This is a genomic window from Mesorhizobium sp. M7A.F.Ca.US.007.01.2.1, assembly GCF_003998165.1.
In the GTDB taxonomy this organism is placed as follows: Bacteria; Pseudomonadota; Alphaproteobacteria; order Rhizobiales; family Rhizobiaceae; genus Mesorhizobium; species Mesorhizobium ciceri.
This window is the reverse complement of record NZ_RZQP01000222.1, coordinates 1-10,311: the sequence shown is the minus strand read 5'-3', so window position 1 is coordinate 10,311 and position 10,311 is coordinate 1. Positions and strand designations below refer to the sequence as shown.

Sequence of the window (10,311 nt, the reverse complement as noted above, 5' to 3'; positions counted from 1 at the left end):
CTTCGGTTGCCGCCCTGGCTCAGCCGGCGCGCAGAAGCCGCACGGCTTCGTCGCGACCGAACAAGTAAAGCAGCAGGCGCAACGCCTCACCACGCTGCGATTGCAGCTCCGGATCGCGTGACAGGATCAGCCTGGCATCGTCGCGGGCGGCCTCCAGAAGGTCGGCATGCGCCTCGATGCGAGCCACCTGGAAGCCCGGCGTGCCCGACTGGCGGGTGCCAAGCAATTCGCCTTCGCCGCGCAGCTTCAGGTCCTCCTCGGCGATCAGGAACCCATCCTCGGTCTCGCGCATCACCGACAGCCGGCGTTTTGCGGTCTCGCCGAGCGGGTCCTTGTAGAGCAGCACGCATGAGGAAGGCTTGTCACCGCGTCCGACCCGGCCGCGAAGCTGGTGCAGTTGGGCAAGGCCGAAGCGCTCTGCATGCTCGATGACCATGACGGTGGCGTCCGGCACGTCGACGCCGACCTCGATGACGGTGGTGGCGATCAGGATGCGTGTCTCGCCCTGCTTGAAGGCGCGCATCGCCTCGTCCTTCTCTGCACCCTTCATGCGGCCGTGAACGAGACCGATGCGATCGCCGAACAATGGTTTCAGCGAGGCGAAGCGGTCTTCGGCCGACATCAGTTTGATCTCTTCGGATTCCTCGACCAGCGGACAGATCCAGTAGATCTTCTGGCCGCCGGCGACGGCGTCCACCATGCGGGCGACCAGTTCGTCGAGCCGCTCGAGCGGCAGCGTAACGGTACGGATCGGCTGGCGGCCGGCCGGTTTTTCCGTCAGTTTCGACACGTCCATGTCACCGAAAGCGGTCAGCACCAGGGTGCGCGGGATAGGAGTGGCCGTCATCACCAGCATGTCTGGCGCGTCGCCCTTGGCGGTGATGGCAAGCCGCTGATGGACGCCGAAACGATGCTGCTCGTCGATGACGGAGAAGACGAGGTCTTTGAAGGTGACGGTCTCCTGGAACAGCGCGTGGGTGCCGACGACGATGTCGATCTCGCCGGTTGCCAGGCCGGCCAGCGTATCCGCGCGTTCGCGGCCCTTCTCGCGACCGGTGAGGATGGCGATGCGAAGCCCTACCTTGGCGGCAAGCGGCGTGATGGTCGCCAGATGCTGGCGCGCCAGGATTTCGGTCGGTGCCATCAAGGCTGCCTGGCCGCCGGCCTCGACGGCACGCGCCATGGCCAGCAGCGCGACGACGGTCTTGCCGGAACCGACATCGCCCTGCAGAAGCCGCAGCATGCGCTCTGGGTCGGCGAGGTCGGCATTGATTTCGGCCAGCGCAAACTCCTGGCTTGATGTCAGCGAATAGGGCAGTGCGGCCCGCAGTTTTTCGACGATGCGGCCGTCGCCGACCAGGGGTCGCCCGGACAGCCTGCGGACTTTCGCTCGCACCAGCGCCAGCGAGACCTGGCCCGCCAGCAACTCGTCATAGGCGAGCCGCCGCCAGGCGGCACCATCGATGGAGACGTCAATCGGGTCGGCCGGATTGTGGATGCGGGCAAGCGCATCGCCAAAGGCCGCAAAGGTGTGCCGCCGCATGAAGGCGCCGTCCTGCCATTCGGGAAATTCAGGCACGCGCGTCAGCGCCTGGCCGATCGCCCGGCGCAGCACCTTGCCCGAGAGCCCGGCTGTCAGGGGATAGACCGGTTCGACCAGCGGCAGGTTTTCCGCCTCGCTGGCCAGCGCAATATGGTCGGGGTGGACCATGCTCGGGCGGCCGTTGAACCATTCCATGCGGCCCGAGACCACGACATGCTCGCCCTCGGGCATCGCCTTTTCGAGATAGGAGGCGTGAGCATGGAAGAAGGTCAGCGCGATCTCTCCGGTATCGTCATGGGCGAAGACCCGGTAGGGCACCGACCTGTTGCCACGCGGTGGCGGCTGGTGGCGATCGATGCGCACATCGAGCGTGACGATCTGGCCTTCCGCGGATCCCGCGATACCAGGCCGACTGCGCCGGTCGATGACGGTGTGCGGCAGCACGAACAGAAGATCGCCGGCACGCGCCGCGCGGTCGCCGAGATCGGCCGGAACAACCTTCTCGATCAGCGCGCCGACTTTCGGTCCGACGCCTGCAAGCGACGTGATCGGGACAAACAAGGGATCGAGGATGGTCGGACGCATGATGTCAGCTTATGTTGCGACGGCGGCAGCGCAAGGCTGACAGCCCCTTCTATCCACGCTATATGCGCCGCAGCAAGCAAGGATGCGGTACGATGACCGGAACGACGAGATCAAGCGAGGGGCTGGACGTGCGCCGCCGCAAGCTTCTGTTTCGCTCCTGGCATCGCGGCATGCGCGAGATGGACCTGATCCTCGGCACTTTCGCCGACGCTGAGATCGGCGTCTTGACCAACGAGGAAATCGACCAATATGAGAGGCTCCTCGACATTCCCGATACCGAATTCCTGCCCATGGTCACCGGCGAACGCCCGGTTCCGGCCGATATCGATTGTGCCGTCCTGCGAAAGATCCTGGCTTTCCGCCGCTCTCTGACATTCTGAACACAAGCAATTCCAGGAAAAGTACGAAGCGGTTTTCCATTCGGAATTGCGATAAAACAAGACCGTGATTTCATGAGCCTCATTCCCACCATCGGTCTGCCGAAAGGCCGCGCCGGTCAGTTCATCGTCGATGGCGTCGCCGACGGCTACGAAGCCTTTGCGCTGGTGCAGGCGGCGCTCGAGATCGCGCCCGACAAGCCGGTTCTGTTCGTCGCGCGCGACGGTCAGCGCCTGCCGGCGATCATCGAGGCATTGTCCTTCGCGGCCCCCGGCCTGCCGGTGCTGGAACTGCCGGCCTGGGATTGCTTGCCCTACGACCGCGTCTCGCCCGGCTCCGATGCGGCCGCCAAGCGCCTCGATGCGCTGACCGCCATGATCGCTCTGGCGAAGAAGCCGCACCGCGCCGTCATCCTCACCACCGCCAATGCGCTGCTGCAGCGCATTCCGCCGTCCGAGTTGGTCGAGGCGCAGACTTTTCATGCCAGGCCCGGCAACCAGATCGACATGAACGCACTGGTCTCGCGGCTGGAAACGTCCGGTTTCGAGCGTGTGTCGACAGTGCGCGGCATCGGCGAGTTCGCGGTGCGCGGCGGCATTCTCGACCTGTTCGCTCCCGGCTGGACCGAGGCGCTCAGGCTCGATTTCTTCGGCGACACGCTGGAATCGATCCGTGTGTTCGACGCCGCCACGCAGCGCACCACCGGTCAACGCAAGTCGATGGCGCTGCAAGCGATGAGCGAGGTGGCGCTGACGCCGGAAACCATCAGCCGCTTCCGCCGCTCCTATATCGAAGCCTTCGGCGCACCGCAGCGCGACGACGGGCTCTATGCGGCGGTCAGCGAAGGGCGTCGCTTCGCTGGCATGGAGCACTGGCTGCCGTTCTTCTACGAACGGCTGGAGACGGTGTTCGACTATCTGCCTGACACGCCTGTCATCTTCGACCATCTGGCGCATGAGGCGCTGGCCGAGCGCCACACGCTGATCCTCGATCACTACGAGGCGCGCAGGAAGCAGGCCGACGGCGCGCTGAAGGATGCGGTGCCCTATAAGCCAGTCGCGCCGGACCTGCTCTATCTCTCCCCGGAAAACCTGGTCACCTCGCTCGGGCCGCGCGAAGCGATCGACTTTACGCCATTCGACGCGCCCGACATTGGCGCCAAGAAGGTCTATCACGCCGGTTCGCGCCACGGCCGCAGCTTCGTCGAGGAGCGCGCCGATCCGAACGCCAACGTGTTCGATGTCGTCGTCAAACACATCGCCGATGAGCGCGCGGCGCGCCGCCGCGTCGTCATCGCCGGCTGGACCGAAGGCTCGCTCGACCGGCTTGGCCAGATCCTCGCCGAACACCATCTCGGCAACCTCAAGCAGGTCGTGACGCTGGCGGAAGCCGAAAAGCTCGAGCCGGGGCAGGCGGCCCTGGCCGTGCTGCCGCTCGAATCCGGCTTCGAGACCGAAAAACTGGTCGTCGTCGCCGAACAGGACATTTTGGGCGACCGGCTGATCCGGCGCTCGAAGCGCAAGAAACGTCCCTCGGATTTCATTGCCGAGGCCTCGGCGCTGTCGGCCGGCGACATTGTCGTCCATGCCGACCACGGCATTGGCCGTTTCATTGGCCTGCGCACCATCGAAGCGGTCGGCGCACCGCATGACTGCCTGGAAATCCACTATGCCGGCGACGACCGGCTGTTCCTGCCGGTGGAAAACATCGAACTCCTGTCGCGCTACGGTTCTGACACGGCCGAGGCGACGCTGGACAAGCTTGGCGGCGGCGCCTGGCAGTCGCGCAAAGCGCGGCTGAGGAAGCGCCTGCTCGACATGGCCGGTCAGTTGATCCGCATCGCCGCCGAGCGGCAGATGCGCTCGGCGCCGCCACTGGTGCCGGCAGAAGGCCTCTATGGCGAGTTCGCCGCCCGCTTTCCCTATGAAGAGACCGACGACCAACAGACGGCCATCGATTCGGTGCGCGACGATCTTGCTGCCGGCAAGCCGATGGACCGGCTGATTTGCGGCGATGTCGGTTTCGGCAAGACCGAAGTGGCGCTGCGTGCCGCCTTCATCGCGGCAATGGAAGGTTTTCAGGTGGCGGTGGTGGTGCCGACGACATTGCTGTCACGCCAGCATTTCAAGACGTTTTCGCAGCGGTTTTCCGGCCTGCCGATCCGCGTCGCCCAGGCGTCGCGGCTGGTCGGCGCCAAGGAACTGGCCGAGACCAAGAAAGGCATCGCCGAAGGCCAGGTCGACATCGTCATCGGCACGCACGCGCTGCTCGGTTCCGCGATCTCGTTCAAGAACCTTGGTCTGCTGATCATCGACGAAGAGCAGCATTTTGGCGTCAAGCACAAGGAACGGCTGAAGGACCTGAAGACCGACGTGCACGTGCTGACGCTGTCGGCGACGCCGATCCCGCGAACGCTGCAACTGGCGTTGACCGGGGTGCGCGAGCTGTCGCTGATCGCCACGCCGCCGGTCGATCGCATGGCGGTGCGCACCTTCATATCGCCCTTCGATCCCCTGGTGATTCGCGAGACGCTGCTGCGCGAACGCTATCGCGGTGGCCATTCCTTCTATGTGGTGCCGCGCATCAGCGATCTCTCGGAAATACATGATTTCCTGAAGGAATCCGTGCCGGAGTTGAAGGTGGCGGTGGCTCATGGCCAGATGCCGCCGGGCGAACTCGACGACATCATGAATGCCTTTTATGACGGCCAGTACGACGTGCTGTTGTCGACCACCATCGTCGAATCCGGCCTTGATATTCCGACCGCCAACACGCTGATCATCCACCGCGCCGACATGTTCGGCCTGTCGCAGCTCTACCAATTGCGCGGCCGCGTCGGCCGTTCGAAGGTGCGGGCCTACGCGCTGTTCACGCTGCCGGCCAACCGCAAGCTGACGGACACCGCCGAGCGGAGGCTCAAGGTGCTGCAATCGCTCGACACTCTGGGCGCCGGCTTCCAACTGGCCAGCCACGACCTCGATATCAGAGGCGCCGGCAATCTTCTCGGCGAGGAGCAGTCCGGACACATCAAGGAGGTCGGCTTCGAACTCTACCAGCAGATGCTGGAAGAAGCCGTCGCCGAGGTGAAGGATTCGGGCGAGGTGCAGGATGGCGGCTGGTCGCCGCAGATTGCCGTCGGCACGGCGGTGATGATCCCGGAAAGCTATGTTCCGGACCTGCAGCTCCGGCTGGCGCTTTATCGCCGTCTCGGCGATCTCGAAAACACCGAGGAAATCGACGCTTTCGGCGCCGAGCTGATCGACCGCTTCGGCCCGCTGCCGGAGGAGGTGAAGCATCTGTTGAAGATCGTCTTCATCAAGGCGCTCTGCCGCAAGGCCAATGTCGAAAAACTCGACGCCGGGCCGAAGGGCGTCGTCATCCATTTCCGCAAGCGCGAATTCTCCAACCCGGTCGGGCTGGTCAAGTTCATTGGCGAACAGGGATCGTTGGCCAAGATCCGGCCGGACCACAGTGTCGTCTTCGTGCGCGACTGGCCGACAGCCGAGAAGAGGCTGGCGGGCTCGGCGGTCGTCATGACGCAGTTGGCACGGCTGGTGGAGAAGGCGGCGTAGCTAGCCTCGGACCATTCGCCAGCGCTGAAATTCCGGTCTAGAATAGGAAATCGGCTTCGTGTATGGAGCCGCGATCCCCAATTGGGGCGGGAATGGCGGAGTATAGGCCGCTGGAAAGAGCGTTGGGTGCAGCGATGACGAAATGGTCGCCGAATTCGTGGAGAGCAAAGCCGATCAAGCAGGTTCCTGCTTATCCGGACCTTGCAGCGCTGAAGAACACGGAAGCCCAGCTCGCAACCTTTCCGCCGCTGGTTTTTGCCGGTGAGGCGCGCAAGCTCAAGAAGCAGCTCGCTTCGGTCGCTGCCGGTGACGCATTCCTCCTTCAGGGTGGCGATTGCGCCGAGAGCTTCGCCGAGCATGGCGCGGACAACATCCGCGACTTTTTCCGCGTCTTCCTGCAGATGTCGGTGGTGCTGACCTTCGCCGGCGCGCAGCCGGTGGTGAAGGTCGGCCGCGTTGCCGGCCAGTTCGCCAAACCGCGCTCGTCCGACAACGAGACCAAGGGCGAGGTGACGCTGCCCAGCTATCGCGGCGACATCATCAACGGCATCGAATTCGACCCGAAGTCGCGCATTCCGGATCCCGCTCGCCAGGAGATGGCGTACCGCCAGTCGGCGGCGACGCTCAACCTTCTGCGCGCCTTCGCGCAAGGCGGCTATGCCAGCCTGGAGAATGTGCACCGCTGGATGCTCGGCTTCGTGTCCGACAGCCCGCAGGGCGAGAAATACGAGTCGCTCGCCAACCGCATCACCGAGACGATGGACTTCATGAAGGCCGTCGGCATCACTTCGGAAACCAACTACGCGCTGCGCGAGACCGATTTCTATACCAGCCATGAGGCGCTGCTGCTCGGCTACGAGGAGGCGCTGACGCGTGTCGATTCGACCTCCGGCGACTGGTACGCTACCTCGGGCCATATGATCTGGATCGGCGACCGCACCCGCCAGCCCGACCATGCGCATGTCGAATATTGCCGCGGGATCAAGAACCCGCTGGGGCTGAAATGCGGTCCGTCGCTGACGCCGGACGGCTTGCTGGAGCTGATCGACTTGCTCAACCCCGAAAATGAACCCGGCCGGCTGACGCTGATTGCACGTTTCGGCTCCGACAAGGTCGCCGACCATCTGCCGAAGCTGGTTCGCGCGGTGCAGAAGGAAGGCCGCTCCGTGGTGTGGTCGTCGGACCCGATGCACGGCAACACGATCGAGGCCGCCGGCTACAAGACGCGGCCGTTCGACCGCATCCTGAAGGAGGTTCAGACCTTCTTCGAAGTGCACCGCGCCGAAGGCACACATCCGGGCGGCATTCATGTCGAGATGACCGGCAAGAACGTCACCGAATGCACCGGTGGCGCGCGCGCCATCACCGCCGAGGAGTTGCAGGACCGCTACCACACCCATTGCGACCCGCGCCTCAACGCGGACCAGGCGATCGAACTGGCGTTCCTGGTGTCAGACCTGCTCAAGAAGAGCCACCCGGTGCAGCACAAGCAGGTTGCGAACGGTTAGCTCGATTTCGGCCTGAACGGCTGACGGGAAAAGCGCTGGAGAAATCCGGCGCTTTTCTTTTGGTTGGTTCAGTGCCCGCGTTCCCAGCGCAGGCCGGCGAGTCTGGGGTCAGCAAATGCCGTCCTTGAAAACTCGATGCGCTTTTCCGGAAACTCGCAGATCGCCTGCACGCCGAACGCACCAAGCCGGATGCGCCAGGTCCGCGGCTCCATTCTCCACGCCAGTACATGTCGCATTTGCTTGCGTGCGTGCGCCGCAAAGCTGGAATCCTGAAGGTGATGCCAGGCACTTTTCTTTCAAGGAGGATCGACGTGAGTGGTGGTCACCAGGGATCGTGTCTGTGTGGAGCCGTCCGCTTCAGAACGAACGGAGCGTTGCGTGGCGTCGTCTATTGTCATTGCTCGCAATGCCGCAAGCAGAGCGGACATTTCTATGCCGCGACCAATGTTGCCAATGTCGACATCGTGATCGAAGGCGTGGAAAGTATCACCTGGTACGAAGCCTCTACCTTCGCCAGGCGTGGGTTCTGCAAGGCATGCGGGTCGGTGCTGTTCTGGAAGCCGCGAGACCAGGACTACGTTTCAGTCATGGCGGGATCGTTCGACAAGCCGACAGGTCTTGAGGGGGAATGCCATATCTTCGTCGGTGACAAGGGCGACTACTATTCGATCGACGACGGGCTGCCGCAGTTTGAAAAGTCGACACCGTCCATACCGGTTGCTGAATGAATCTTGGACAAGTCACCTTATTCCATTGATCTGGCCAGCCATTGCATTATCCCGTGCCGGTGATTCGCAAAGGGGTTTGGCATGCAGCGGCTGATCGACGCTTATTTCAATTCGGTGCGGGCGTTTCGCAAGCTGGCCGCCAGCGAGAAGGCTTTCCAGCAGGAGCTGATGCTGTTGGCGCTGGCACTGCCGCTCGGCTGGTTCGTTTCGATCTCGTGGCGCGGTTATGCCTTGCTGATCGGCGCGGTGCTGCTCTTGATCATGGTCGAGGTGCTTAACACCGGCATCGAGGCGGCATGCGACGCTTTCAGCCGCGAGTTCAATGTCGACATCCAGTTGGCCAAGGATTGCGGTTCGCTGGCGGTGCTGATTTCGGTGCTCATCGTCGCCGGTGTCTGGGGCATCGCCATTATCGAGCGGATCACTGGGCTACCGATCTAGCCTTTCGATGCCTATATGCCAGTCACCAAAGGAGACTGTCATGGCCGGGGCCGCCAATTTTCTGCTTCTCGAACGCGTGGGCCTGCCAGACGATCTGCGCTGGCTCGTCGAAAAATACCCGCGTGAAAACTGGCAGGACCATGCCAACGTCCACGGCATCGCCAATATGTGGCTGCAGCGGCACGACATGTTCCGCGAACTTGGCGGCATGCTGGCCAACGGCATTGACGACTTCCGTGAGGGACGGCTGACGGCGCCTGATTTCGCGCGCTGGTTCGCGCCGCGCCTCAATCATTTTCTTGGGCATCTCGACGGTCACCACAATGTCGAGGATTATCAATATTTCCCGGTCTTCGCCAAGGCCGAGCCCCGTTTGAAGCGCGGCTTCGAGATTCTCGATGCCGACCACCACACCATCCATGAAGGGCTGGAGCGCAATGCCGAGGCGGCCAATGCCTTCATCAAGACGCTGCAGGAGAGCGAAGACAGACAGCGCTTTGCAGCCGACGCCTATGCCGACGAAAACAGCCGGCTGATCGCCATGCTGACAAGACATCTTGCCGACGAGGAAGACCTGATCATACCGCTCATCCTCGATCGGGGGGATCGGGCGCTCGGGGTGGATTGACGATCAGCCTTCCCTGGCGCGTTCCCTCCTGGCGATGTGACGGGCGACGAGCCATGCCAGAACGGCCACGGTCAGGCCGATGCCAAGACCGATCAGCAACCGTTCGTGATGCATCAGCGCCTGGCCGATGAAGTGCTCTGCGCCAAGTCCAAAGACATAACCGATCGTACCGAACAGCACCGCCCAGACCGCCGATGAAAGCGCGTTGAGGATGACGAAGCGCGGCGCTGTGATATTGGAGAGCCCGGCTGCAATGCCGCCGACGAGACGCATGCCGTAGATATAGCGGTTCGACAGCACGAAAATGTCGGGATGGGTGTTGAGCAGGCGAAAGGCGCGGCGAAAGCCGGGCCGCTTGCGCAATCTGACGACATAGGGATGGTCGGCAAAGCTTCGTCCGAGGATGAAGAAGAAAGTGTCGCCGACAAAGGCGCCGAGGCCGGCCGCAAGGACGGCGTGCCACAGCACGAAGACCTGCTGGTGGGCGAAGAAGCCGCCGAGAATGGCAGCACTTTCGCCCTCCGCGACGCAACCGACAAAGACCGCGAGCAGCCCGTATTGTTCGATGAAATGGTGGATCGCGTCGGTCATGAAGCCGACTGCTGCGAAGACAGCCTTTCGTCGATCCGCTTGATCATCTCGGTCAGTTGCACGATCTCGTCGCGCATGCCGAGAATCTGGCCGTGGCGCAGTTCATCCAGCTTTTCATGCAGCGCCATGATCTCGATCTCGGCTTTCAAGTTGACCTCGTAATCGTGGGCGGCGTCGATGCGGTCGCGTTCGGTCTGGCGGTTCTGCGCCATCATGATCACCGGCGCCTGCAAGGCGGCTACCATCGACAAAACGAGATTGAGGAAGATGAACGGGTAGGGATCGAAGGCGTCACGCGACAGGAGCCAGACATTGCCCGCCGTCCATAGGACCAGAA

General features: G+C 63.0%; 9 protein-coding genes. 6 read left to right on the top strand and 3 right to left on the bottom strand.

What is annotated here, in order from left to right; all coding sequences use genetic code 11:
* Positions 1–19: 19 nt before the first annotated feature.
* Complete coding sequence (gene recG / locus EN949_RS28275; protein WP_127367050.1) at positions 20–2,128, bottom strand: ATP-dependent DNA helicase RecG; 2,109 nt, start codon at positions 2,126–2,128, stop codon at positions 20–22.
* Positions 2,129–2,220: 92 nt separating this feature from the next.
* Between recG and EN949_RS28270 the strand changes: the two genes are divergently transcribed.
* From EN949_RS28270 to EN949_RS28240, 6 genes are all read left to right on the top strand, one after another.
* The gene (locus EN949_RS28270) at positions 2,221–2,508 is read left to right on the top strand and encodes a succinate dehydrogenase assembly factor 2 (RefSeq protein ID WP_013531907.1); all 288 of its coding nucleotides are present in this window, start codon (positions 2,221–2,223) and stop codon (positions 2,506–2,508) included.
* 72 nt (positions 2,509–2,580) lie between these two features.
* The gene (gene mfd / locus EN949_RS28265; protein WP_127371238.1) at positions 2,581–6,078 is read left to right on the top strand and encodes a transcription-repair coupling factor; all 3,498 of its coding nucleotides are present in this window, start codon (positions 2,581–2,583) and stop codon (positions 6,076–6,078) included.
* A 134-nt stretch (positions 6,079–6,212) separates the two neighbouring features.
* On the top strand, positions 6,213–7,586 hold the full coding sequence (locus tag EN949_RS28260; protein ID WP_013531905.1) for a 3-deoxy-7-phosphoheptulonate synthase class II: 1,374 nt from the start codon (positions 6,213–6,215) through the stop codon (positions 7,584–7,586).
* Positions 7,587–7,897: 311 nt separating this feature from the next.
* Entirely contained in the window at positions 7,898–8,314 is a 417-nt protein-coding gene (locus EN949_RS28250; RefSeq protein WP_127367076.1) for a GFA family protein, read from the top strand.
* An 81-nt stretch (positions 8,315–8,395) separates the two neighbouring features.
* Positions 8,396–8,755: a diacylglycerol kinase gene (locus tag EN949_RS28245; RefSeq protein WP_024503562.1), complete on the top strand. Its 360-nt coding sequence runs from the start codon at positions 8,396–8,398 to the stop codon at positions 8,753–8,755.
* A 40-nt stretch (positions 8,756–8,795) separates the two neighbouring features.
* On the top strand, positions 8,796–9,383 hold the full coding sequence (locus EN949_RS28240; RefSeq protein ID WP_013531899.1) for a hemerythrin domain-containing protein: 588 nt from the start codon (positions 8,796–8,798) through the stop codon (positions 9,381–9,383).
* Between the two features lie 3 nt (positions 9,384–9,386).
* Here EN949_RS28240 and EN949_RS28235 read toward each other — a convergent pair whose 3' ends face one another.
* Both EN949_RS28235 and EN949_RS28230 read right to left on the bottom strand, forming a co-directional pair.
* Positions 9,387–9,974, bottom strand: a complete 588-nt coding sequence (locus tag EN949_RS28235) for a DedA family protein (protein ID WP_127371068.1) — start codon at positions 9,972–9,974, stop codon at positions 9,387–9,389.
* Positions 9,971–10,311 (bottom strand): DUF1003 domain-containing protein (locus EN949_RS28230; RefSeq protein ID WP_127371850.1); only part of this gene is annotated, 341 nt, incomplete at its 5' end. The genes EN949_RS28235 and EN949_RS28230, both read right to left, overlap by 4 nt.

Coding starts and splice junctions, on each gene's coding strand:
- recG (WP_127367050.1), bottom strand. CDS start 2,128: ATGCGTCCGACCATCCTCGATCCCTTGTTTGTCCCGATCACGTCGCTT.
- EN949_RS28270 (WP_013531907.1), top strand. CDS start 2,221: ATGACCGGAACGACGAGATCAAGCGAGGGGCTGGACGTGCGCCGCCGC.
- mfd (WP_127371238.1), top strand. CDS start 2,581: ATGAGCCTCATTCCCACCATCGGTCTGCCGAAAGGCCGCGCCGGTCAG.
- EN949_RS28260 (WP_013531905.1), top strand. CDS start 6,213: ATGACGAAATGGTCGCCGAATTCGTGGAGAGCAAAGCCGATCAAGCAG.
- EN949_RS28245 (WP_024503562.1), top strand. CDS start 8,396: ATGCAGCGGCTGATCGACGCTTATTTCAATTCGGTGCGGGCGTTTCGC.
- EN949_RS28240 (WP_013531899.1), top strand. CDS start 8,796: ATGGCCGGGGCCGCCAATTTTCTGCTTCTCGAACGCGTGGGCCTGCCA.
- EN949_RS28235 (WP_127371068.1), bottom strand. CDS start 9,974: ATGACCGACGCGATCCACCATTTCATCGAACAATACGGGCTGCTCGCG.